Raw genomic sequence first — 24743 nt, forward strand, 5'->3', positions numbered from 1 at the left:
CCCCCTCAGCCGTCGAGCCGGTAGTGCAACAGGAGGACCAGGTCGGTGAGGCCGTCCGGGTCGGCCGCCAGCGTGACCGGGGCACCGAGCACCAGCGGATCGGACTGGCCCACACACTGGTGCAGGTCAGCGTCCCGGTTCAACGTCACCGGGTCACCGGCCACCGTGAGGTCGTACGTCCCGGGATCACCGTCCACCCGCGCGTACCAGGTCACCTGGTCCACCACCGGCTGGTGATCGCGGGCCAGGTACGGCAGGTGCTCCGGGCCGATGGTCAGTTCGGTGCTCTGTTGCTGGGTGAGCTGCCACCATTCGTCCGGGAACTGGTGGCGCAGGCTGTAGGCCTGGTACAGGCCCGTCCGGCCGGCGTCGACCAGCATCTCGTTGAGCACCTCTCGTAGGGAGTCCTCGACCAGGCCGCGCAGTGTCGAGCCGCCGTCGCGGGCGGTGTACCGCAGGTGCAGGATGATGTCGCTGATGGTGTCGTAGTCGAACTGGCGGACCGCCGTCGGCAGTTCCAGCCGCCAGGTGCCAACCGCGCCCTTGCCCTCGAACGGCAGGTAGCGGTCGTCGGCGAAGTTCAGCTCGAACATGCCGCTGTCGCTGAGGCCGCTGCTGGTGGCGATCGACTCGATCCCGCCCACGTTGTACGCGAACCGGTCGTCGCCGGGCACCTCGGTGTACTTGTCCTTGGCGCTGGTGGCGCCCTGCCGGGCCGCGGTGCCGGTCCGGTACCGGTTGGCGATCAGGGACAGCTTCGCGGTGACGGGGGTGTACGGGCCGGCCACGCACGGGATGGACAGGCTGACCGTACGCAGCCGGCGGAAGTAGTGCCCCGGGTGGTCCAGGTCGAACAGCGCCTCCGGCACGTTGATCAGGCAACTGCCGGTGGCCCGCAGCTCGATCAGCGCCGCCGGGTCGAGCTGTGCCAGCGAGACGTGCCGGGTCAGCTCGCGCTCGCGGCTGTGCCGGTCGAGGTAGGCCACCTCCATCCGCTTCAGGTCGTGGCGCAGCGCGTCGGCCACGGTCAGCCCCTTGCGCAGGCTGTCCCAGTAGCCGGGTTGCAGGAACGTGGCCTCGCTGCCCAACTCGTGCGCGAAGCACCGCTCGGCCTTCTTCGCCACGTCGAAGGCGAGCTGGTACGCCCCGAAGTAGACCGAGCTGGCCCGGCTCACCATCCACTGGTACAGCTCAGTGTTCGTGTACTTGCCGCGCAGGTACTCCTCGGTGGCCCGGGCGTTGTCGGCTTCCCGGTCGTGCGCTGCCAACTCGTCGGTGAGCATGGCCACGTGCAGCCGCCCGGTGAGGATCTGCTGGTCGAGCTGGGTCAGTTCCAGGCCGGCCAGCGCCGCCTGGTGTTCCCAGTCGTCCATCCGGCGGCGGTAGCCACCCTGGTTGGCGGCCATCCCGGCGGCCTTGTCCAGCGCCCGGGCGATCGCCTCCAGGGTCATCACGGCCGAGTCGGCGGCGGCGCCGACCTTGTCCCCGCCGATGGTCAGGGTCACTGTGGGTGAGCCACCGAAGCCGGCACCGCCGGTGGTGAAGTCAGGTATCAGCTTCAGCCCGCCGGACAGGATGTAGCCCACCGCGATCGCGGCCTCGCCGAGCAGCGACACCCCCGACAGCGCCGTGGCGGTGATCTCCCAGGCGTTCATGTACGGCCGACCGGCGTAGTAGCGTTGCCGCTCCTCCACCACCTTGCGGCTCAGTTCCAGGGCCGCGACGTTGCCCTCGGCCTCCGCGATGGTGGCGAGCTTGACCGCCCGTACCGCGTCGAGCAGGGCGATCTCCTGGCCGGCGCGCAGCCGGGCGAGTTGCTCGGCGTCGCGCTTCTCCATGGCCGCGAGCAGCCCGCCGCCCAGCTCGCCGACGTACCCGACGAGTTCGGTGGCCTTCTGGGCCAGCACCCGGAAGCGGTAGTTCGGCAGTGGTGCGCCGAGCCCGGCCAGGAACGACGAGACGGACATGCCGGCGGCGGCGGCCCGGACCAGTGCCCCCGGGTCGATCGGTGGTGAGAACAGGGCGAGCATGCTCTCCACCCCGTCGATGTTCTGGCAGTTGCGGATCTTGAACAGCCGATCGGCGATCAGATCCCACAGCCGGAGCATCTCCTCGTTGGGCGGGACGCAGAAGTACAGCGCCGAGTAGCTCAGTGGGCTGGGCAGCTCGGCCCCGCCGTGCGGCAGCAGGTCCAGGTCGGGGATCAGGTTCTCCAGGTCCAGCAGCGCGTTGCCGAACAGGTCCACAGAGGCCTGAAGCTGGTTGACGGTGGCCGGAGCCGGAGTGACCAGCGGCGGCACCACGCTCGGCTTCGGCCCGAGCAGTTTGTCGGCCAGGATGTACAGCTGGGTGGCCTGGGTGACGGACTCCCTGGTGAACTGCCGGAACAACTGGTCACCCCAGTCGACGAGGTTCTTCAGGTAACCGAGCACCACGGCCAGCTGGTAGGCGACCGGCCGGCTGCGGGCCACCACGTGCGGGTTGAACGGCTTAGCCCGCCACTGCTCCACAGCGAACTTCAGGTCGGTGATGCTGGCCCCCGACGGGTCCGCCGCGATCGCCGTGAGAATGTCGCCGATCCGCTGGCTGATCAGCTCGGGCGCCCCGGTCTGGAAGAACGGCTTGGTGACCCAGTACTTCTGTGGGGCCGTGGCGCCGTCGGCCGTGCCGACCGGGTTGAAGATGTGGTGGAACCAGTTGCGCGCCTCGGCGAAGCGCTGGTCCCGGTTGAGCCGCATCGCGATGTCGAACGGCAGGTGGTAGAACAGCTCCCAGTTGTAGCCCGCGTACGCGCCGTCAGCGGCGAAGTCCAGGTCCTCCACCGGGTACGGCGACACGACCACCGGCTGCGGCTGGTAGGTGGCGGCGAAGTCGAACCCCGTGTTGGTGAGCTGGGTGCTCCGGCTCAGCAACGCCGACACACCCGAGCGGTAGACGGTGGCGCGGAGGAAACACAGCAGCGGGTGGTAGAAGTTAGCGAACTTCACCCCGTACGACAGGGTGTCGTAGACCTTGAACTCGGCGACCAGCCGGTGGTATTCGGCGTCCTGGGTCATCGCCTGCACGGCGGCAGCGAGGTCGTGCGCCGGGTCCTCGGCGTACCGGCGCAGGTATTCGGTGAGCAGCGCCAGCACGTCGCGGACGAACTGGTCCACGTCGCTGTACGTCTTCTCGATCCGGTCCGTCGGGTCCTCGGCGCGCCGGTCGTAGAAGCCCGGGATGATCACGTAACCGCGGTCGTAGTCGCCGTAGAAGTACGGCATCAGGGTGCCCAGTGGCAGCACCGGCCGGCGGTCCTGGATGCCCCGGGCGTTCTGCCAGATCCCCAGCAGCATGATGATCCAGTCGAGCAACGACATCTGCATGGGGTACGTCACCCGGAACCGGCCGGGCGTCTGCGCCACCAACGTCTGGTACGCGCCCATCAGCGGAGTGCTGATCGCCAGGTCGTTCTGCGTCCGGGAGACCAGCTCGGTGAACCGTTCGGCCAGCAGCTTGGTGTCCTTGAACACCGGTGACAGCAGCAGGCTGCCGGAACCGCCGCCCGGCATCGGCTCCGGATAGCCCCGGCAGCCGGTCAGCGCGAACGAGCCGACGAACTCGACACCGGTGAGCACGCTGATCGCCTGGCCGGCCTCCCCGGCCGCGTACGCGAAGCAGGTGAACTCGTTCGCCGAGGGCAGGTCCTCCTGGTAGCCGCTGGCGGGGTAGTACAGCGCATCCTTGGAGATCTTCTTCGGCTGCCAGCGGTCCTGTGCCCGCTCACCGATGGCCAGCTGGATCCGCCACCGCCGGCGCGGCCGATCCGTCTCCGTGCCGCCCGGCGGGATGCCGTCCGGGTCCGGAATCTGGGAGGTCTGCGAGGTGTCCGTCTCCTCGGTGAAGACCGGCCAGGCCAGTGTGAGCCGGCTGTTGCGGTCGAAGGCGAGCAGGTGGTCGCCCGCGATGTCCAGCGGCACCCGCCGCCACGGCGTCCAGTACCGCTCCCGCTCGAACTGCCGGTGGTAGTACACCGCCGGGTCGCCGCCCCGGGTGCGGGCGAACACGTGCAGGAGATGCCTGTCGTGCTGGTAGTAGCAGGCCATCACGTCCAGGTGCGCCAGGTCGTCCAGCTTCTCCAGGTACGCGATGGTGGCGTTCTCCACCGCCAGGTCGGTCAGCTCGTCCTGCTGCAACTGGTCGTCCAGCTCGCTGAACAACTCCGACTTGTCGTCGCGCAGCTCCGGTTGGATCCAGTTCTCCGGGTACAGGAAGATCTTCCGGTTGGCCTCCCACACCCGGTAGTTGGCCATCCAGTCCCACTGCTCCCAACCCGGGTCCTCGGTGACCGCCGCGACGCTGTCCGGTTCCAGTCCCAACAGGCAGCGCTGCACGAACAGTTGCACTGTGGCGTGCGCCTGCACGATGCGCGACGTCGCCATGCAGGCGCCCATCTCGACGTCGATGAGGAAGTTGTCGTACAGGTCGTTGGTGTCGCGCAGCGCCGGGTTCTCGGCCAGCAGGTACGCGACCAGCGCGTCGCGCTTGGCCACCCGCAGCCGGTCCTGCACACCTTGGAGCACCCCGAGCCACTCGGCCTCGGCGTACCGCGCCTTCAGGGCCTGCCGCATGGTGGCCACGCCCGCCGCGGTGGTGACCGGCTGGCCCAGCGGCACCGCCGCCGCTACCGGCAGGCCCAGCCGGCGTAGCACTGTGAGCGCCTCGGCCAACCGCTGGACCGTCACCGGCGACCGGTACGCGGTGAGGTTCGCCGCCGACAGTTCGAGGTGGGTGTCCAGGTCGGCCAGCGTGGTGACGTCCCAACCACCGAGCTGCGCCAGATGGGTGTGGACCTGCGCGGCGGTGGTGCCGGCCGCCAGGACCAGGTCGAACAGCCCGTACACCGTCCACGGCGCGGCCGCGTCCAGCGGGTTCGCCACCGGCGGGTAGGCACGGGCCAGCTCGACCCCGGCGGCCAACCGGATCCAGTCGGCCAACGGGGCCGGTGGCCGGCCGGTCTGGTACGGCACCCGGTCCGGGGCCAGCCAGCCGAGCGGCGCGGCGTTCGTCAGCAGCCAACCGAGGTCGGCGTCGGGCACCGTCAGGTGGTCGACGAGCCGGCTCAGCACGTGCAGCAGGCGCAGGGCCCGGTACTGCTCGTCGAACCCGGCCGGGGTGACCGCCGGCGGCACCGGCGGCTCGTTCACCAGGTCCACCAGCGCGTCGTCGGTGAGGACCGCGAGCAGCGGCCGGGTCAGCTCCGCACCGGCCAGCACCGTGGTGGCGGCGTCCGCCGAGAACCCGAAGGTGTCGGCCACCGCCGTCGTCGCCAGCTCCTGCTTGGTACGGGTGTACGCGTAGCTGGACAGCGCCGTGGTGATGGCCAGCAGCAGCGTGGTCTGCTGGGCCTCGGTGGGGTTGGCCACGATCGCCGCCGTTATCGGTGTGGTGTCCACCAGGGCGGCGAGCTTCGCGTCGACGAACTGCGCCGGGGTAACCGCCGCATCGGTCCAACTGCCGTCCACGACGGACACGAAGCCGGCCAGGTCCGCCTCGGTCATTCCGGGCACGGTGGCCAGCAGGGCCCGCATCCCCGGCAGGTTCTCCTCTGGCGGCGCCGCCGGGTCGACAGCGGGCCGGGTGCTCGCGTACGCGCTCTGGTAGGCGGCCTGCAACCCGGTGAGCACCGCCGTCAACGTCTCGTCCGGCAGGTCCCGCACGGCCAGGTCGTCGGCTTCGTGCCGGAGCAGGTAGCGCAGATCCGCCGGGCGGATGCCGGTGCCGGCCCGGGCGGCGTCGAACCGCTCGACGAAGACCAGCGCGGTGGCCGGTGCGGTGAGCGGATCCGACCCGATCAGATCCTTCATGATCAGGTACTCGGCGGCGGTGAGCCCCAGCGCCCGGGCCAGCAGCGTGCCGGCGTACACCGCGTGCAGGTTGGCGTTGCTGACGATCGCCGGGGCGGGCAGGTCGGCCACCAGCAGCGCGGTGTCCGCCGTCGTGGCACCCAGGCAGGTCGCCAGGTACGCCTCGTGCGCCGACAGCGGAGCACCCGAGCCGGGTGTGGTCAGCTCCGCCTGCTCGTTGGCGAGCACGTTGGCCGGCTCGAACGCCGCGAGGACCGGGCCGTTGGCCGCGTTGCGGAACACCTCGGCGTAGCGCGACTCGTCCAGCGGCGCGAACAGGTCGACCACCACTGGCAACGGCAGCCCGAGCCGCGCCGCCAGCCGGTGCAGCGCCGCCACCGTGACCAGGAAGTCGTCGTCCAGGGCGCCACCGCCCAGCGCGTCGGCCCGGATCGCCCGGTCCAGCAGCTGCGGCGTCCAGCCGGTGCAGGCCGGCGCGCGCAGCAGGCGCAGGAACCGGTGGATCCGGTCCAGGCGCGCGTCGGTGAGCTGCTGGATCCGCTTCGCGCTGAGATCGGACCCGGTGTCCAGGTGCTTGACGAACATGACGTTCCCGGGATTGACCCAGGCCAACGCCAGCAGTTCGGTCAGCTCCCGATAGTCCAGGCGCGCCCGAGGAAGGAAATTGTCCACCCGGGCGATGCCGCCCAGAGCGCCGAGCGGCGCGGTGTTCCAGATGTCGTCCTGCGCACCCGGGTCGGCATTCACCACCAGGTTCCGCTGCGCTTCGCTGATCCCCAGTTCCTCGGCCGCGATGGCCTCGTCGCTCGGGCCGATCGGCCGCCGCAGCGCCCGCATCAGATCGGCCCGGGGGATCTCGAACTGGGCGAAGTAGCTGCGGGTCTCCTCGTGCGCCAGGTCGAACGGCAGGGCGAACGCGTACCGGCTGCCGGCCAGCACTGTGTAGGCGGCACCGTTCACGTACTGCGGCGCGGCCGCCAACTCCGCCGCGGTGCCGGTGCTCTGGCGCAGTCGGCGCACCAACCACCCACCGGATCCGTCCGGGGTCGCCTTGGCCACCACGCCGGTGTCCCGTACCACGCGGGCCCCGGCCAGGTCCGGCTCATACACCAGGGACCGATCGGTGAACGGCCAACCCTGGCCCTGCAACAGGCTCAGCAGCCCGGGCGACGGCGCCTCCACCGGCTCGACGCCGCCGCTCAGCGGGCCGGCGAACGCCAGACCGGCGTCCGGCGCCACCGCCTCCTCCAGCAGCTCACACACCACGTCCAGGTAGGGCAGCGGGAGGTCGGTGTTGTCACAGCTCAGATCCAGGTCACCGAGGTCCGGCCGGCGGCCGTACAACACGTCCCGGGCGACCTTGGTAGCCGGACCCGGCGTGTCGGCGTCGGTGACCAGCCGGTTGCCGAGGAACTGAAGGACGTCCACCAGGTACGCGGCGGCGCTGTGCACACTGCGGCACGGTTCGCAGTAGCTGGAGTCGGCGAGCCGGAACAGGCTGGCCAGGTTGGGAAAGTCGGCGCTGACCGGGGTGAGGTCCGGAGCCGCCGAACCACCCAACGCCTGGACCGGCAGCGCCCGCGCCGCGCTCTGGAGTTCGCCGGCCAGCAGCCCGCTCGCCACATGCACGTCCACCGCCCGGCGGTACACCGACCGGGCCTGCTCGTCGGTGAACCGGCCGGTGTCCACGGCGGTGGCCACGAACCGGGTCTCGCCGAGGGCGTGGATCCGGGCCGCCGACGGCACGTTGGCCCCCAGCAACGCCGTGGTCTGCCGGTACGTCGGCGCCAGCTTGAAGATCCGCTGTGCGGCCTTGAGCGCCGGTCGCCCGGTGCGCAGCCGCTCCGGGTGGTCGCGCAGCAGCCGCTCCACGTTGCCGGTCGCGAGGTCGAAATCCGGGTTCGCGGTGAGCAGTTCGAGCACCACGTCCCGGTGCCCACCGAAGGCGCGCTCAGCCACGCTGGCCCGCTCGTCGCTGCCGTCGGCCCGCCCGCCCGCGGCGTCGGCTGCCGGGTCGGCGTCGGCTGCCGTCCCGACCGTGGCGCCCGCATCGCGTTCGAGCTGCGCGGTGAAGGCAGTGGTGGGATAGCGCCGCTCCAGCTTGCGGGCCAGCGCGCCGGCGTGCAGGTCGATCAGCTCCGGCCGGACCGGCTGACCGGCGACCCGGACATCAGCGGTGCTGTCCCCCAACACCCGGCGCCAGTCCGCCGGGGCCAGCCGGGCCAGCCGGCGTACGTCAGCCGCCCGCTCGATCCCCTCGCGGTGGCGGACCCGGTCGACGATCGTCTCGTCGTAGCCCAACACGTCGGCCAGCACGCTCGCCGCGCCGGCCGCCTCGGCGACCGACCGGTCGAGAAACACCGCCGCGTCGGCCAGCCGGGCGATCAGCCCGGGCAGGTCACCGGCGGCGTCGGTGGCGAGGAGACTCTGCACCCGCTCGTGCGCCCCGTCGACGAGGAACCGCTCCACCCGCCCGTACAACACCTTCGGCCGTTCCTGCGCGACGTACTCCTCGGCCTCCAACCGCACCCGGGCCAGCATCTCGAGGATCCGGTCCAGCTCGCCGAGCACGTCCTTGGGAACGTACCGGTGGCGCACGGCGTCGGCGACGGCGTTGCGGACGGTGTCCTCGTCGAGCAGAGCGATGTCGTAGTACAGCGGCCGCAGCTCGGTGTTCAGATCGACGTCGAACCGGGCCAGCGCGGCGCCGGTACGACTCGCGGTCAACAGCGTCCGCTCGGCGAGCAGCGCGTAGCCGAACATCGCCGGCAGCTTGTACGACGCCGCCAGCTTCTGCGCCACCCCGAAGTGCGCCAGCGCCGTCGCGGGCAGTCCGGTCTCGGCGGCCAGGAACGTCACGTCCTCGGCCTCGTCGTCCTGCCGCAGCTCGGACAACGGCACCTCGCCGAGCAACGGGACGATCGTGGCGAGGATCCGCTCGTACTCACTGCGTTCCCGCTCCCCACCCCCGGACAGATCCACAGTGAGCACGGCCAGCTCGGGGGCGTTGAACAGCACCGCGCTCAGCGGCGGGTCGGACAGGACACGATCGCCTGCGGACACCCGGACGAACAGGTCAGCGGACTGCTTCTCGGAGCGGGTGAACTGGTCGCGCGAATAGTCGACGCGATACAGCCCGTCGTCCCCGGTGCTCGCCTCGCCGAGTTGCTCGGCGTGCCGCAGGTCCCGGTCGAACGCGCCGACCGTCAGCGCGTTCGCCGGTCGCCCGTCGGCCCAACGCACCCGGCCCACCACCACGAACCGGGACGGCGGCTCGGCCAGCACCATCTGCACCACGTCCCGGGTCGCCCCGTCCACAACGCCGGTCACCGGCAGCTTGTGCGCCCGTTGGAGTTCGGCCACCCCGCGGCGGGTGGTCGGCCCGTACCGGGCGTCGACGAGTTCGTCGGTGGCGATGTCGACGGGCATCCGCAGCAACGCGGCGTGCAGCCGCCGGACATCATCGCTGGGGCGGTGCCGCCGCGAGCCCAACGGGCTGGTCATGAGCATCTCCGATCGTCCAGCAGCCGGCGACGGCGGCTGACTGACGCCGGTGCGACCGGGGGCTACCCGGCATCCTGCGGATCAGAGCAGCTCGGGAGCATCGCACTGTCCGAGATCCGCCTGCCCGTCTGGATGAACGGCGGCGGGCACTGCCGGTACGGCCGGTGGCGGACCTGACTACTGGTGCTCGCTTCGGCGATGGGCTCGACGCGTACTCGCTGACGAAGGGCTCCCCGAGCCGGCGCGGCCTCTCCTGCGGCGACCCGGTCAAACGCGTGGAGTTCGCCCCGGGCTTCCGGACCACAGAACTCGTCGCGTTCGTACACACCGGGGTCTCGCCGGAGTACAAGGGGCTGGTGATGCCTGTTCACATCCGTTTCGACGTAATGAGCGAAACATCGCTGGCACGCCCGTTCCCATGGGCCCTCGGAGCCGCGCGAAACGGCACAAGGCGATAGAAGCAGTGCCGTCCGGGCCAAGGCCGGGAATACCCGCCCTCCCGGGACCACTTTCTGCGACCGGGCCATGCCCGCATCATTGGCGATTACGGTCCTTTGACGTGACCATCATTTGCGTTGTCGCGGTGGCGCTCAGTCTGACCACGCCCGCCGTGGTGCCCGCGTCACCGGCGCGACTGGCCGCGCCGTACGTGCCCTGCCCGGCCGTGAAGCCGCCGGTTGCCCCACCGCCCGCACCGTCTCCGCCGCCGGTCGACCCCGCCGACCTGGCCGTGGGCGGTGAGTCGCTGGCCACTGCCGGGCTGTCCATTCCGGCCGGTGCGTCGAACGCCCCGGCGGTGACCGCCACCTCGTGGCTGGTGGCCGACCTCGACAGTGGCGCGGTGCTGGGTGGCTGCGGACCGCACGAACGCCGCACGCCGGCCAGCGTGCAGAAGATGTTGCTCGCCGCGGCCCTGATGCCGCACCTCGACCCGACGCAGGTGGTCGAGGTGACCCGGGCGGATCTGCGCGATCTCGATCCGGCCAGTTCGGTGATGGGGGTGGTGCCGGGCGGCCGGTACTCGATCGAGAGCCTGTGGCTGGGGCTTCTCCTGAAGTCGGGAAACGACGCCGCCAACGTGCTGGCCCGTGTCGGCGGTGGCAGCACCGGCCGGCAGGGCGGCGTGCAGGCGATGAACGACGAGGCCCACCGGCTGGGCGCGAACCAGACCCACGCGGCGACACCGTCCGGCCTGGACGGTCCCGGCCAGTACACCAGCGCATACGACCTGGCGTTGATCGCGCGGGCCACCTACGCCCGCGCGGACTTCCGGCGGTACGTCGCCACCCGAGTGGCGGAGATACCGGCCGGGCCGGGACGGCCCGGCCTCTCCCTCACCCACGACAACACGTTGCTGGACCGCTACCCGGGGACGCTCGGCGGAAAGACGGGCTTCACCGACCTGGCACGGCAGACGTACGTGGGGGTGGCCGAGCGCAACGGACGACGGCTCGCCGTGACCCTGCTCGGCGCGGAGACCGCGCCGCTGGGCAGCCTGGGCGAGGCGGCGGCGCTGCTGAACTGGGGCTTCGCGCTCTCCCCCGACGCGTCGGTCGGCCGCCTGGTCGGCCCGGACGAGAAGAAGCCTGACCGTCCGGTCTCCCAGGTGAAAGCCGATCAGGCGCGGACCGGACGGTCGGTGTCGTGGATGGCCATCCTCGGCCCCGGCGCCGGCGGTGTCCTGGCCGTTCTGCTCCTGGCGGGTTCCGTGCGGCGAAGGGCGGCGCGGGCGGCAACCAAGCCGTCATCGGGATGAGGGGACCTTCGCCGCAGCTCGGGCCGTCGGCGGCCAGGACCGTGGTTCAGGAGCGGAAGGCGTCGCGGAGAAAGGTCTGCAGCGTACGCGCCGGACGGCCGGTGACGTGTTCGACGGTGTCGGTCACCTCGGCGAAGCCGCCGGCGCGGACACGCTCGAACGTCAGCGCGGAGAGGTCTCGTTCGAAGCCCTCGGAGCCGGCAACGGCCTCGTCGATCGTCACGTCCCGGTGGGTCACGGGACGTCCCGCCGCGGCGGAGAGCAACTCCGCGGTACGCGGCAACGACAGGGCCTCCGGACCGGATATCTGGTACGTCTGACCGGCGTGCCCGGGATCGAGCAGAGCCCGCCCGGCGACGGCCGCGATGTCCCGTGCGTCGATCCAGGCCACCAGAGCGTCGCCGCTGGGAAACGGCAGCTCGCCGGCACCGGTGATCTGGCCGCGGTAGAAGCGCGGGTCGGTGAAGACCTGCATGAACCAGCCCGGCCGCAGGACCGTCCACTGGCGCCCGCTGTCGCGGACCGCGCGCTCGACGCGGGGCGCCCAGCCTGCGGGCCCCGGCTGGTCAGCGCCCGGATGGCCACCGTCCTTGTCGGACAACAGCACGACCTTGGTCCGGGGCGCCATCTCGGCCAGCAGCGCACCGATGAGTTCCGGCGCGTCCGCGCGGTCCGGCCGGACCACGTAGACCGCGTCGACGCCGTCGGTCGCCGCCGCCCAACCGGACGGTTCGTCCCACGAGAAGGCGGTGGGCTGGACGCCGTTGATGCCGGGACGGGACGGATCCCTGGTGCCGCCGCGCACCTCGACGCCCTCCCGTGCCACGAGCAGCTCGGCCAGCGGTGCGCCCGTCTTGCCGCGTACCCCGGTCACCAGCACCCGGATCGCGGCAGCCGACGTTGATGTCCGCATCCTGCGCCCTCCTCCCCGGTTCGGCACCTGCTGGATCGTATCGCCGACCCTGACGATGCGGGGCGGTCCGGCGGCTCGGGCGCCGCCGAACGATGCCCATCGTGATCCCTGTGGCCTTGTCCATGCGTTCCGGGTATAGGTTCGGCGGATGGACATCGTCGCCGCGTGTCGGGCCTTCGTCGCCGTCAGCGGCCACGGCAGCTTCACCTCCGGTGCCGCCGCAGCGGGAATCCCCCAGTCGGTGGCCAGCCGCCGCATCGCCGCCCTGGAGGAGCACTTCGGGTCGCGGCTGTTCGACCGGACCTCCCGCGCGGTCCGCCTGACCCCGTTCGGGCAGGACATGCTGCCGACAGCGCGACGCCTGGTCGACCTCGCCGACGCCATGGCCGACGACGCCGAGCGGGCCCGGTTGCGGCCGCTGCGGGTGGCCGTACCCGAAATCTGCCCGCCGCACCGCCTCGCCGCCCTGGTGGCCGCCGCCCGACGGCAGCGGATCCACCTGGAGGTACGGCCGGCTGGTCCGCAGGAGCGCGCACGGCTCTGCCAGACCCTTGAGGTCGGTACCGGGATCGTGGCGGTTCCGGAGGCGACGGCGCTCTGGCGGGTGCCGCTCGGGCTGGCCGCCCGGACTCCCTTCCCGGCACCGACGGTGTTCCTGGAGACGCTGCGCACCGGCCGCGCCCGAACGCAGGCACGCCGCCGGATCCTGATCCAGCCCGAGGACGACGTCGCGCACCTGCGGGATCCGCTGACCCGCGCCGGCCAGTCGACTGGTCTGGCACCGGCCCAGGTGTCGATCGCGCCATCCCTGGTCGACGCCGCCGCGGCGGCCCTCGGCTCCCCCGATCTGCTGCTGTGCTCCCGTCAGCAGGCCGACGACTTCGGGCTGCACTGGTGCCCCCTCGCCGGCCTGCGACTCGTACGGGGGTACGCCGTCGCCGCCGGGGCACGCGAGGACCTCGACCAGCTCCGCACCGTCCTGTACGCGGACATCGCACGATGCCTGGGTGCGGCCGGGGACGGCACAACCGGTGACCGGCCGGAAGGGACTGCGACATGAGCGCCACCACCGTCGTACGCAACGCGCGTGACCTGCTGGACGAAGCAGGACTACGCGGTGCCTTCCTCGTCCGCGACCTCGACACCGGCCAGGAGATCGGCTTCGACGCCGACACCCCGTACCCGACAGCGTCACTGGTCAAGGTGCCGCTGGCGGTCGCCGTGCTGGAGCGGGTCGGGCGCGGGGAACTCGACCCGGCGACACCTGTCGACGTCGCGCCCGGTCGGATCACCACACCAGGCCCGACCGGGATCAGTCGCTTCCGCCATCCCGCGCGGGTCGCCGTGGACGACCTGCTCTACCTGAGCACCGCCGTCAGCGACGGGGTCGCCGCCGATGCCCTGTTCGACCTCGTCCCGCCGGCTGCGGTCGGCGCCGAGCTGCGGCGACTAGGGATCGAGGGCATCGCCGTGCGGCACCGGGTCGGCGACCTCGCCGAGACGCCGGCGGAACGATTCGACCCCGACGACGCGCACCTGGCGCATTCCCTCGCCATCGGCGCGGCGACGCCCGGGCAGGGCCATCCCGTCGCCCAGCTCGACGTCACCCGCGCCAACGCCGGGTCGGCACGGGCCTTCGTCGACCTGCTGCACGCCCTCTGGCGCCCCTCGACGATCCACGAGAACACCGCCGCCCGCGTACGCGCTCTGCTGGCGGACAACCTGCACCGGCAGCGACTCGCCCCCGACTTCACCTCTGACGCGTCCCGCTGGTCGTCGAAGACCGGCACGCTGCTGCACCTGCGTCACGAGGTAGGGGTGGTGGATCATGCCGACGGGCAGTCGTACGCGGTCGCCGCGCTCACCGCCTCCCGGGTCCCCGCCGTCGCACAGCCCGGCAGCGAGGCGACGATGGCCCAGGTCGCCCGGAGTTTGCACGATCACCTGAGGACGGGCACCCTGCCCTGGTGGGGTTAGTCCGCGCTGGTGGCCGGGCTCGCCGCTCGCGCAGCCAGACCAGCACCACCATGGCGATGTTGACGGCGCCGAGGACCAGCAGGCCGCGTCACCGGAGTCGGTGGACCTACAACGTGCCGATCACGACCTCGGCCGCCTGGGCGATCAGGGCGTCGTCGTAGTCGGCATCCTTCTGGTCGCGACTGGACAGCACCGCGAGGACGATCGGCGCGCGGTCCGGAGGCCAGATCACCGCGATGTCGTTGCGGGTGCCGTAGCCGCCGGCACCGGTCTTGTCCCCCACGACCCAGCCGTCGGGCACACCGGCGCGGATCAGGTCGCCGCCGGTGGTGTTGCCCCGCAACCAACCGTTGAGCACGTCGCGGTCCGCCGGTTCGAGGGCGTCTCCCACGGCGTACGCCCGCAGATCCTCGGCCAGGGCCGCCGCGGTGCTGGTGTCCCGCCGATCACCCGGCCTCGCCTCGTTGAGCTCGGTCTCGTAGCGCGCCGGATCGGTGACCTTGTCCCCCACCTCGCGCAGTTCCTTCTCGAACTTCTGCGGTCCGCCGAGCTGGCGCAACAGCAGGTTGCCGGCGGTGTTGTCGCTGTACCGCACGGCCGCGTCGGCGATCGCGCGCAGCGTCATGCCCTCGGTGACGTGCTGCTCCGTGATCGGCGAGTAGGTCACCAGGTCGTCCGCCGAGTACCGCACCACCCGGTCCAGCTCGCTGTCGGTGGTCTCGTCGAGGATCTCGGCGGCGGCCAACGCCTTGAACGTCGACGCGTACGCGAACCGCTCGTCGGCCCGGTACCGCACGGTGCGACCGGTGCCGGTGTCGATCGCGTAGACCCCCAGCCGTGCGCCGAACCTCTTCTCCAGCTGCCGGAAGTCGGGGCTCGGGTCGGCGGCGGTGGACGCGGTGGCCGTCGCGGCGGGGTCGCCGGCCGGTTGCTCGGCGGCATCGGCGGGGCCGCAAGCGGCGAGGGACACCACTGCCGCCGCGGCCACCAGACGGTGTGTCGCACGAATCATGATCGCTCCTTGTCGGTGTCGTGGGTCCGACGCGGGCGCGCCGGTCGGACAGGACTCGACAGTGGCAGGGATCCGGCATGCGGTCGAAGACGGAAACGACGGTGTCCATGCTGATCTGACATGGTCACCTGCTGGTCACAGCCAGTCGTGTTCGCGGGCGTAGCGGGCCGCTTCGTGGCGGGTCCGGGTCTGGGTCTTGCGCATCGCGTTGGAGAGGTAGTTGCGGACGGTGCCCGGGGCGAGGTGGAGCCGGGCGGCGATGTCGGCGACCGAGTAGCCCTCGCCGGTGACCCGCAGGACGTCGGCCTCACGGTCGGTGAGGGGGTTGTCCTCGGTGACGGCAAGCGCGGACACGTCCGGGTCGATCCAGCGTTTGCCCGCGTGCAGGGTGGCGATGACCGAGGAGATGTGCGCCGGCTCGGCGGATTTACTGACGAAGCCCTGGACGCCGAGCTTCAGTGCTTTGCGCAGCACGCCGGGGCGGGCGTGCCGGGTCAGCATCAGGACGACCTGCTCCGGGCGCGTACGGCGGATCTCGGCGACCGCGCCGAGACCGTCCACGCCCGGCATCTCCAGGTCGATGACCAGCACGTCGGGCTCGTGCCGCAGGGTGGCCTCGACCGCCGTCTCGCCGTCGGACGCCTCGGCGAGAACGGTGACGTCGCCCTCCATCGGCAGCAGCGCGGCCAGAGCGGTGCGCAGCAGCGCCTCGTCGTCGGCGAGCACGATTGTGGTCATCGGCCGTCACCCCGCTCCGTGGCGGCACGCGCGGCGGGGAACGTCGCCGCCGTCCGGAAGGTCCCCTGCTGCTGGTGCACGGTCAGCTCGCCTCCGTCGCCCGCCACCCGTTGCCGCAGCGCCGCCAGCCCGCGCAGCTCCGGGGGCGCGGTGGCGCTCACCCCGTCGTTGACGATGGTGATGCCCGACTCGGAGAGGGTGATCTGCACCTGTCTGGCCTGCGCGTGCCGCAGGATGTTCGTGGTCGTCTCGCGCAGCACCTGGCCGAGCAGTTCGCTGGCGCGGGTGTCGACCTCGGCCTCCCGGGTCACCCGGACCCGGATGCCGGCGGCTTCGAACAGGTTCTTCGCGTTCTCGATCTCCGCGGTGAGGTTGAGCCGTCGTTGTGCGTAGGCGAGTTCCTTGGTCTGCGCGATGGTGTCGCTGACCAGCGCGTACGTCTCCCGTAGCTCCTGCTCCACCCGGGCGGTGTCCCGGAGCAGCAGTCGCTGGGCCAGGGCGATCTTCAGCTTGACCACGTGCAGGGTGTGGCCCTGGATGTCGTGCAGGTCGCTGGCGAACCGCACGCGCTCCCGGACCACGGCCAGCTCCGCCTCACGTTCCCGGGTCTGTTCGAGCTCGCGGATGAGGTCGTAGAACCGCTCGCCCACGATGGTGAAGACCGTCACGAGCATGGTCAGGACGGTCGGGATGAGAACGTAGGTGACCAGGACGTGGCCGATGTCGTCCCGCTGCACCAGCAACCGCGCCGCGCCGACCGCCGCGACATAGCCGAACAGCCCGGCCAGCACCAGCTTCCGGTGCCGTCGCACCTCGCGCATGCCGAGGGAGCCCACCGCGCAGAACCCCCAGTAGGCGTTGGGGCTGCCGCTCACCAGAACTCCCAGTGGCCACACCGCCGCGGCCACGACCAGGCAGGGCAGCACGACCCGGGCGAGGTCGTTGGCCGTCCACCGTTCGAAGGCCACCAGGGCCGCCGCGGCCCCCGGCGCGAGGATGATCAGGTGCCACCAGGTACGCGTGTCGGTGTAGACCAGGACCACCGCGGCGAACACCACCGGCGGCAGTGACGTGGCGAGATTGAGCCGGCGCAGCCTTCCCTGCGTCGACTCGGTGAAGCGCGGTGAGCTGGCGGTCACCAGACCAGTATCGGCCAGCCGGATGCCACGACCAGTGACACCACGTCACATGCGGTGATGACATGGCGCCACTGACGGGACGGCCGCGCCCGCGCTGTCATGGGTGCATGTCCACCACACCAGTCATCGAAGTCGAACGGCTGAACCTCACCTACGGCGACTTCCACGCCGTGAAGGATCTTTCCTTCGAGGTACGCCCCGGAGAGCTCTACGCGCTGCTGGGCACCAACGGAGCCGGGAAGACCTCGACCCTGGAAGTCGTCGAGGGTCACCGGAGGCCAACCTCGGGCACGGTACGCGTCTTCGGGCACCGCCCCGACGACCGGCAGGCGACACGTCCCCGAATGGGCGTCATGCTCCAGGAGAGCGGTTTCTCCCCGGACCTCACCGTCCGTGAGTCCGTGGGCCTGATCGGCCGGCTCACCCGGCGCACCGACGACGTCGACCGGGTGATCGACCTGGTCGACCTCACCGGCCGGGCCGGGCGCAAGGTCTCGCAGCTGTCCGGCGGGGAGAAGCGGCGGCTGGACTTCGCCACCGCGGTCTACGGCACCCCGGAGCTGATCTTCCTGGACGAGCCGACCACCGGCCTCGACATCCAGTCCCGCGACGCCGTCTGGGCGACGGTGGACCGGCTCCGGGAGAACGGCTCGACCATCGTGCTCACCACGCACTACCTGGAGGAGGCGCAGCAGCGCGCCGACCGGATCGGGCTCATGCACCAGGGCGTCCTCCATCGCGAGGGCACCGTCTCCGAGCTGACCCGCACCCTCCCCGGCGTGATCCGCTTCTCCCTCGCCACGCCGGTGCCGCCGCTACCGCTGCAGGCCGACGTGGACGCCGACGGGAAGGTCACCGTCGAGTCCTTCGAGCTGCAGAAGGACCTGCACCTGCTGCTCGGCTGGGCGCAGGCCCACGCCGTGGAACTGCGCGACCTGGCGGCCGGGCCGACCCGGCTCGACGACGTCTTCCGCGCCATCAGCAACTGATCCGCGCATCCCGAAGGAGCCTCACCCGTGTTGTCCATCGCGTCCAGCGAACTGATCCAGATCTTCCGCAACCGACTGATACTGATCACCAGCCTCATCATCCCGGTCGCGGTCAGCGCGTTCTTCGTGCGTCAGCACGAGACGTACGCCGCCCTCGGGAGCCTCGGCTACATCGCCGCGATCGTCACGTTCACCGTGGCCGCGTTCGGCCTCTACGCCACGGCCGTCACCACCCTGGCCTCCCGGCGGCAGAATCTCTTCCTCAAGCGGCTGCGCTCCACCGCCGAGAGCGACCCCGGCATCCTCGCCGGCCTACTGCTGCCCGTACTCGTCATCGCGGCGGTGCAGGTGGCCGCGATCCTCACCGCCCTGGCCGTGGTCGCGGGTGGACCGTCGAACGTCGCCCTGCTGGTGGTGGCGATCCTCGCGACCCTGGCCATGCTGATCGGCCTGGCGCTGGCCACGGCCGGGCTGACGAACTCCCCTGAACACGCCCAGGTCACCACCCTCCCCGTCACCCTCGGGGTCATCGCCGTGACCACCTGGGTGGGTATCTCCGGCACCGAGAACCTCGCCTGGCTCAAGCGGTTGCTGCCCGGCGGCGCGGCCACCGAACTGATCATGAACGCCTGGAACGGCGGCGTCGCCGTCACCGACTCCCTGCTCCTGCTCGCGCCCACGCTCGGCTGGGTCGTCATCGCCGTCAACCTCGCCACCCGCCTCTTCCGCTGGGAGCCCCGACGATGACCACCGCATCCCGCTCGGACACCCCGACCCTCGTCGAAGACCTCCTGCTGCTCCTGTTCCAACCCAGGTCCGGGACCATCGCCGGCGAGAACACCCTCTTCTACGTCCTCGGTGGAGCCGTCCTCGCCGAACTCGCCCTCGACGAGCACCTGACCACGACGGACCGGGGGCGGGTCAGCGGCGTGCCGGGTCACCCACCGTCGGACAGCCTCCTCCGCCCGGCCTACGACTACCTCGCCGAGAAACCCCGAGGGGTGCAGACGGCACTGGCCGCGATCGGTCCCGTCCTGCGCGAGCCGGTCCTGCAGCGGCTCGTCGCGCGCGGCGAGATCGACCAGGAGCCCCGCAAGGTGCTCGGCCTGTTCCGGACGACGGCCCTGCGCGACGGCCGGACCGAACGACGGGCCCGCCTGCTCGCCGAGGTTCGGCAGGTTCTCGTGGACGGTGCGCGGCCGCAGGCCCGGGTCGCCGCGCTCACGGCGCTGCTCTCGGCGAGCGGGACGCTCCCGCAGTTCCACCGCGAGATCCCGTGGACCGCACCGGTGATCAACCGAGCCAAGGAACTCGAACAGGGCGACTGGGGCGCCGACGCCGCGGCGGCAGCCGTGACCCGCACCGTGACGGCCACCGTCGTCAACAGCGCCATCGTGGCCATCTCTGTCCTTCCGCGAAGTTAGCCCGACCGCGTCCAGCTGAGCTGGATCCCGTACGGAAAAGGAGGCCCGCGTGACCGCGCCGCCGCACCCGCCGCGTCGTCCACGACGACGATGGCTCCGGATCGTCTCCGGCATCTTTGTCACCGTCGTGGCCGCCGCCAGCCTCGGCGTCGCCGGCCTGCAACTCGGCCTGCCCTGGCAGATGGACGACGGCGACCGCAACCACGTCTACACCGGTGCCGCCGGGTCGCAGCGTTACCAGGTCCACGTTCCGCCCCACCAGGTCGGGACGGCCGGGTTGCCGGTCGTCATGGCGATTCACGGCTGCGCGATGACCGGTTACGGGTGGAACTCCATGAAGTCCACGACGCAGTTCAACCGCCTGGCCGACCGGGAGGGCTTCATCGTCGTCTATCCCACACAACTGATCTCGCGCAACGTGATCGCCTGCTGGAACTCCGGCGACGCCCGGGACCAACAGCGGCACACCGGCGAGCCGGCACTGCTCGCCGGTGTCGCCCGCCAGGTGGTCGAGGAGTACGACGCGGATCCCGCGCGGGTGCACGTCGCCGGGGCCTCGTCGGGCGCGGGGACCGCCGTCATCCTCGCCGCCACCTACCCCGACGTCTTCGCCACGGTGACCTCGGTGGCCGGCGGGGAGTACGGGCTCAACCAGGTCGACCCGGACGACCCGGGCTCGATGTCGCCGCTGGACACGGCACGTCAGGCCAGGGCCCAGATGGGCGAGCGGGCCCGCCGTGTGCCGATGCTGATCATTCAGGGTGAACGCGACGAGGTCGTGCCGCCCCTGGTCGCCACCCGCCTCGTCGCCCACTGGACCGCGGTGGGCGACCTCGTGGACGACGGGCTGCCCAACGGCAGCCTCGACCCGACCGAGAAGACGGTGTCCGTGCCGGCCGCCGAGGGTCGGCACGCGTACACGCACTCGACGATCACGGCGTCGGACGGCTCTTCGGTCGTCGAGGCGTACCGCGTCCAGGGCATGGGGCACGCGTGGCCGGGACCGGACGGCGACGGCCGCTACACCGATCACGCCGGCCCCGACGCCAGCGCGATCGTGTGGGAGTTCGCCAAGCGCCACCCGATGCGATGAGCCCGGCCGCCCGGACGGTGCCCCTCGGCACCTTCTGGCCCGGAGCCGCGCACCCCTTCGCGCCACCGTGCTACGCCGAGCGGGCCGTTCCCGAACTGACCTGCCGCATCACCCACCTCGTCAACTCCGGCAACGCGGTGGTCCTCACCGGACGCAGCCACGGCTCCGTCCTGCTCGCCGCGACCGTGCCGCAACTGCCGGCACGGGTCACCGACCGGATCGCACTGCTGACCCACGGTTCCCCGCTGCGCCGGTTGTACGCCCGGCTCTTCCCCGCCTGCGTCAGCGACGAGGTCATTCACGAGATCGCCGACCGGGTCGGCTGGCGGTGGGTGAACCTGTGGCGCGACAACGACCTCCGCCGACGGGCGCTTGCACACCGAGGTCAGTCACCTGCTCTCAGGGCGTTGAGTACGGCGGTCACCTCGGGGCGCGACGCGGCCGCTCGCCGGACCCCGGCGGTGATGCGCCGGGTCAGCGGCGGGTTCAGCGGTCGGGTCACCACCCGGTATCGCGGGTCCACCGCCAGCTTCGGCAGCATGGTGATCGAGCGGCCATTCTCCACGTGCCGCAGCGCCAGCATGTAGTTGTTGAACCGACAGATCACCACGGGCTCGAAGCCGGCCTCCCGGCACAGCCGGGTGGACAGCTCGGACATGTACGAGCCCGCGACGTCGAACGTCCAGCGCTGCTGCGCGCACGCCTTTAGGTCGACCGATTCGGCGCTGGCCAGCGGATGCTGCGGGGGCAGCACCAGCACCACCGGGTCGGTGGCGAGCGGCACCAGGTAAATCTCCGGGGAGAGCTCGGCGCCAGCGAAGTCGGCGGTCGTGATGATCAGGTCGACGTCGCCGCGACGCAGCGCCGGCATGCTCTCGTGCGGCTCCAACTCCAGCAACACCACGCTCACGTCCGGGTGTCGGGTCGCAAGACGGGCAAGCGCCGATTCGGCGAGGGCTTGCACGGCGCTCTGGAACGCGGCCACGGTGACCGTGCCGGCCGGCTCCTCGGCGAGGTGGCGCAGCTCTGCCTCGGCCGCGTCCATGGCCGCGAGGATCTCCCGAGCCCGGCCGGCAAGCAACATTCCAGCCGCGGTGAGCCGCACCCGCCGCCCGGTGCGTTCCAGCAACGCGGTGCGGGTCTCCCGTTCCAGCGTGGCCAGCTGCTGCGACACCGCCGACGGGCTCAGGTTGCCGCGCTGCGCAACGGCCCGAACAGTGCCGAACGTCGCCAGGTCGGCGAGCAGGCGCAGCCGCCACGGATTCAGCGTCATGACCCCCGACTGTACGGCTCCGCTTAACAGCGACAGCGAAAATGTGCGATGGACGTACCTATCCGGGACTGCCTAGCGTCGGTCCATGGCTGATTCGTTCTGGTCCGACGCCGATCGTCACCTGGTCCGCTACAGCGGCGCTGGCAGCTTCGTACGTGAGATCATCGACCGCGCCGAGGGCAGTTTCGTCTTCACCGCCGACGGCCGCCGCCTGCTCGACTTCACCTCGGGGCAGATGAGCGCGATCCTCGGCCACTCCCACCCGGCGGTCGTAGCCACGATCCAACGGCAGGCAGCCACCCTCGACCACCTGTTCAGTGGAATGCTGAGCCGGCCCGTGGTCGAACTGGCCCGCCGCCTCGCCGGCTCGCTGCCCGCGCCGCTGGAGAAGGTCCTCCTGCTCACCACCGGCGCGGAGTCCAACGAGGCGGCGATCCGAATGGCGAAGCTGGTCACCGGCCGGCACGAGATCGTCTCGTTCGCCCGGTCATGGCACGGGATGACCCAGGCTGCGGCGAGCGCCACCTACAGCTCAGGGCGCAAGGGGTACGGGCCCGCGGCGCCCGGCAACTTCGCGATCCCCACGCCGAACGCGTACCGGCCCGACTTCACATTGCCCAGCGGCGAGCTGGACTGGCGGCATCAGTTGGAGTTCGCGTTCGAGCTGTTCGACGCCCAGTCGGTGGGCAGCCTGGCGGCGTGCATCGTCGAACCGATCCTCAGCTCCGGCGGGGTGATCGACCTGCCGCCGGGATACCTCGCGGCGCTGCGCGACAAGGTGCACGAGCGGGGCGGGCTGCTGATCCTCGACGAAGCGCAGACCGGCCTGTGCCGCACCGGAGAGTGGTACGCGTTCCAGCGTGACGGCGTCGTGCCGGACATCCTGACCCTGTCCAAGACGCTCGGCGCCGGCCTGCCGCTGGCCGCCGTGGTGACCAGCCCGGAGATCGAGCACACGGCGCACGAGCGCGGTTTCCTCTTCTTCACCACGCACGTCTCGGACCCGCTGGTGGCCGCGGTCGGCAACACGGTCCTGGACGTGCTGGAAGCCGACCGGCTCGACGAACAGGCGGCGCACCTGGGCTCGTACCTGCGCAAGGGCCTTGAGGAGATCAGCCAGCGCCACCCGGTGGTCGGCGACGTGCGCGGCCGAGGGCTGCTGGTCGGACTCGAACTGGTCAGCGACCGGGAGTCGAAACGACCGGCCGACGCGCTGGGCGCCGCCGTGACAGGACGTTGCCTGGAGCTGGGCCTGCACATGAACGTGGTGCAGCTGCCGGCCATGGGCGGCGTCTTCCGCATCGCGCCGGCGCTCACCTCCAGCCACGCGGAGCTGGACCTGGGCCTGGAAATCCTCGACCACGCGCTCGCCGACGTGGCGCCGCGGTTCACACCCTGACACTCCAGCCGGGGTTCACGACGACGACTACGCGTCGCGCGTGCTGTTCCCGGTCAGAAGTAGGCGCTGAGCTGCACAGATACGACCGAGCGATGATCGCCTCTTGTCACTGGTTGCCAACCGCAGGCATGGGGTTGTGGTCGGTGGGGGGAGGCGCGGCTAGACGGTCATCGGCGCGGCCTGCGGTTGCCCGTCGGAGCGTGCCTGGTCGTATGCGTGGCGGCGGACGCCGCGCGTCAGTAGGTAGCCGATCATCCAGAACTCACCGATCGTCGCGGGAGCGACCAGAACGTCGGCGATGGCCTGTGCGTCAGGGGCGAGGTATCCGATGAATGCGCTCAGCAGGTATCCGATGCCGCCACCGACGAGGATCCAGCCGAGCGGGCGGGGCATCCAGTTCGAGCGGAGCACGCAGCGTCCCATGGGGATGAGCCAGAGGCCGAAGAACAACGCTCCGACGCCCCACAGGTTGCCGCTGGTCAGGTAAAGAAGTTGGACGGTGGCCGCCGCGTCGCCGACCGGATCGAGCGCGAGGTCGACGGCCGTGGCGAGCAGTGCCGCGCTGACGAGGACCACGACCGCGTTGATGAGACCGAAGGCGGCGATGGCGCTGGCGGCAAGCCGGTCCGCGGTGCGGAACAGTCGATAGAACCATGCGGCGGCGAGGGCCTGGCTGATGACGATGAGCAGCTCGAAGGCGACTCCGACGCGCGCGAGTGATTCGTGCTGGACCAGGTTGGCGAGCGTCGCGTTGGGGTCCTCGGCGCTGAAGAGTCGCGGCCGGATGAGCAGAAAGCCCAGTGCGCCAGCGAAGGCGAGGGCGAGGTAGAGCAGCCCGGTCACGCGGGCCGTACGGATAAGCGCGGGCATGGTGGCTCCTTCGGGGCCGTACCGCCGTGGTGGTGGTCGCGCTCCGACCATCAACCTTACGACGTAAGGCAACCATACGATGTAAGGTGCTGGCAAGAGGTGGTGGGGCAGGTGGCAGCGAAGGCAGTTCGGCAACCGCTCAGCCGCGAGCGCGTCCTGGCGGCGGCGGTTGCCCTTGCGGACGCTGAGGGGGTCAAGGCGCTGACGATGCGTCGGCTCGCTGCCGATCTCGGTGTCGAGGCCATGTCGCTCTACCACCATCTGCCCGCCAAGGAGGCGCTCCTCGACGGCGTCGTCGAGACCGTGGTCGCCGAGATCGGTGCGGCAGCGGTTGGTGGCAACGCCACGAACGGTGGGGACGAGGACTGGCGGACGCGGCTGCGCCGGCAGTTCCTCGCGGCGCGTCAGATCATGCTGCGTCACCCGTGGATGCCCGGGCTGTTGGGCTCGCGTCGCACCATCCCCGTCGGTCTGTACGCCTACTACGACGGGATCGTGGGCACCCTGCTCGGCGCAGGGTTCTCGCACCGCCTCGCGCATCGGGCGATGCACGCGTTCGGCAGCCTGCCGCTCGGGTTCGCGCAGGAGATCTTCAGCCCGTCGTCGGCTGGCGGGAGCATGGAGGACGACGTTGCGGAGGCGGACCTGGCCGCGATGGCCGAGGCGCTACCGCACCTGACGGCCATGGTGGCCACCGAGATCCACGACGTCACCGACCCCACCCTCGGTTGGTGCGACGGCCAGACCGAGTTCGAGTTCACCCTCGACCTGATCCTGGGCGGGCTGGAACGCCTCCGCGCCTGAGCACGA

General features: G+C 71.1%; 16 protein-coding genes and 1 pseudogene. 10 read left to right on the plus strand and 7 right to left on the minus strand.

What is annotated here, in order from left to right; genetic code table 11:
• Positions 1 to 5: 5 nt before the first annotated feature.
• Entirely contained in the window at positions 6 to 9350 is a 9345-nt protein-coding gene (locus KBX26_RS02375; RefSeq protein ID WP_210864582.1) for a neuraminidase-like domain-containing protein, read from the minus strand.
• Between the two features lie 559 nt (positions 9351 to 9909).
• Between KBX26_RS02375 and KBX26_RS02380 the strand changes: the two genes are divergently transcribed.
• Positions 9910 to 11106 (plus strand): D-alanyl-D-alanine carboxypeptidase, encoded by a 1197-nt coding sequence (locus KBX26_RS02380; protein ID WP_307857736.1) that lies wholly within the window; start codon positions 9910 to 9912, stop codon positions 11104 to 11106.
• 46 nt (positions 11107 to 11152) lie between these two features.
• Here the strand turns inward: KBX26_RS02380 and KBX26_RS02385 are convergent, their stop codons facing one another.
• Positions 11153 to 12019, minus strand: a complete 867-nt coding sequence (locus KBX26_RS02385) for an NAD(P)H-binding protein (protein WP_210864584.1) — start codon at positions 12017 to 12019, stop codon at positions 11153 to 11155.
• A 148-nt stretch (positions 12020 to 12167) separates the two neighbouring features.
• On the opposite strand from KBX26_RS02385, the gene KBX26_RS02390 reads away from it, so the two are divergent.
• Complete coding sequence (locus tag KBX26_RS02390) at positions 12168 to 13079, plus strand: LysR family transcriptional regulator (RefSeq protein WP_210858096.1); 912 nt, start codon at positions 12168 to 12170, stop codon at positions 13077 to 13079.
• Positions 13076 to 13996 carry a serine hydrolase gene (locus tag KBX26_RS02395; protein WP_030330952.1) on the plus strand — a complete coding sequence of 307 codons (921 nt, stop codon included), beginning with the start codon at positions 13076 to 13078 and terminating at the stop codon, positions 13994 to 13996. The genes KBX26_RS02390 and KBX26_RS02395 overlap by 4 nt, the downstream gene beginning before the upstream one ends.
• A 106-nt stretch (positions 13997 to 14102) precedes the next feature.
• Here KBX26_RS02395 and bla read toward each other — a convergent pair whose 3' ends face one another.
• The 3 genes from bla to KBX26_RS32895 all read right to left on the minus strand — a co-directional run bounded on the left by bla (position 14103) and on the right by KBX26_RS32895 (position 16885).
• Entirely contained in the window at positions 14103 to 15011 is a 909-nt protein-coding gene (gene bla / locus KBX26_RS02400) for a class A beta-lactamase (RefSeq protein ID WP_374224198.1), read from the minus strand.
• A gap of 132 nt (positions 15012 to 15143) precedes the next feature.
• Entirely contained in the window at positions 15144 to 15746 is a 603-nt protein-coding gene (locus KBX26_RS02405; RefSeq protein ID WP_030330954.1) for a response regulator transcription factor, read from the minus strand.
• Positions 15743 to 16885: a sensor histidine kinase gene (locus KBX26_RS32895; RefSeq protein ID WP_030330956.1), complete on the minus strand. Its 1143-nt coding sequence runs from the start codon at positions 16883 to 16885 to the stop codon at positions 15743 to 15745. The genes KBX26_RS02405 and KBX26_RS32895 overlap by 4 nt, the downstream gene beginning before the upstream one ends.
• Before the next feature lie 107 nt (positions 16886 to 16992).
• Here KBX26_RS32895 and KBX26_RS02415 point away from each other — a divergent pair, with 107 nt between their 5' ends.
• From KBX26_RS02415 to KBX26_RS32070, 5 genes and pseudogenes are all read left to right on the plus strand, one after another.
• A complete protein-coding gene (locus KBX26_RS02415; RefSeq protein ID WP_210858091.1) occupies positions 16993 to 17874 on the plus strand; it encodes an ABC transporter ATP-binding protein in 882 nt (293 codons plus the stop codon).
• A 27-nt stretch (positions 17875 to 17901) separates the two neighbouring features.
• A complete protein-coding gene (locus tag KBX26_RS02420) occupies positions 17902 to 18621 on the plus strand; it encodes an ABC transporter permease (RefSeq protein ID WP_210864585.1) in 720 nt (239 codons plus the stop codon).
• A complete protein-coding gene (locus KBX26_RS02425; protein WP_030330961.1) occupies positions 18618 to 19298 on the plus strand; it encodes a GPP34 family phosphoprotein in 681 nt (226 codons plus the stop codon). The genes KBX26_RS02420 and KBX26_RS02425 overlap by 4 nt, the downstream gene beginning before the upstream one ends.
• A gap of 49 nt (positions 19299 to 19347) precedes the next feature.
• Positions 19348 to 20391 carry a PHB depolymerase family esterase gene (locus KBX26_RS02430; RefSeq protein ID WP_156057449.1) on the plus strand — a complete coding sequence of 348 codons (1044 nt, stop codon included), beginning with the start codon at positions 19348 to 19350 and terminating at the stop codon, positions 20389 to 20391.
• Between the two features lie 23 nt (positions 20392 to 20414).
• Positions 20415 to 20747, plus strand: a pseudogene (locus KBX26_RS32070) (hypothetical protein); the annotation flags it as partial.
• Between the two features lie 29 nt (positions 20748 to 20776).
• On the opposite strand, the gene KBX26_RS02435 reads toward KBX26_RS32070, so the two are convergent.
• Complete coding sequence (locus tag KBX26_RS02435; RefSeq protein WP_210864586.1) at positions 20777 to 21664, minus strand: LysR family transcriptional regulator; 888 nt, start codon at positions 21662 to 21664, stop codon at positions 20777 to 20779.
• Positions 21665 to 21749: 85 nt separating this feature from the next.
• On the opposite strand from KBX26_RS02435, the gene KBX26_RS02440 reads away from it, so the two are divergent.
• Positions 21750 to 23063 carry an aspartate aminotransferase family protein gene (locus KBX26_RS02440; protein ID WP_210864587.1) on the plus strand — a complete coding sequence of 438 codons (1314 nt, stop codon included), beginning with the start codon at positions 21750 to 21752 and terminating at the stop codon, positions 23061 to 23063.
• Between the two features lie 159 nt (positions 23064 to 23222).
• Here the strand turns inward: KBX26_RS02440 and KBX26_RS02445 are convergent, their stop codons facing one another.
• Positions 23223 to 23933 carry a DUF4386 domain-containing protein gene (locus tag KBX26_RS02445; RefSeq protein ID WP_210864588.1) on the minus strand — a complete coding sequence of 237 codons (711 nt, stop codon included), beginning with the start codon at positions 23931 to 23933 and terminating at the stop codon, positions 23223 to 23225.
• Between the two features lie 111 nt (positions 23934 to 24044).
• On the opposite strand from KBX26_RS02445, the gene KBX26_RS02450 reads away from it, so the two are divergent.
• On the plus strand, positions 24045 to 24737 hold the full coding sequence (locus KBX26_RS02450; protein WP_307857737.1) for a TetR/AcrR family transcriptional regulator: 693 nt from the start codon (positions 24045 to 24047) through the stop codon (positions 24735 to 24737).
• Positions 24738 to 24743: the final 6 nt, after the last annotated feature.

Origin of the sequence: Micromonospora sp. C97, assembly GCF_018070385.1 — a bacterium.
GTDB lineage: Bacteria > Actinomycetota > Actinomycetes > Mycobacteriales > Micromonosporaceae > Micromonospora > Micromonospora parva.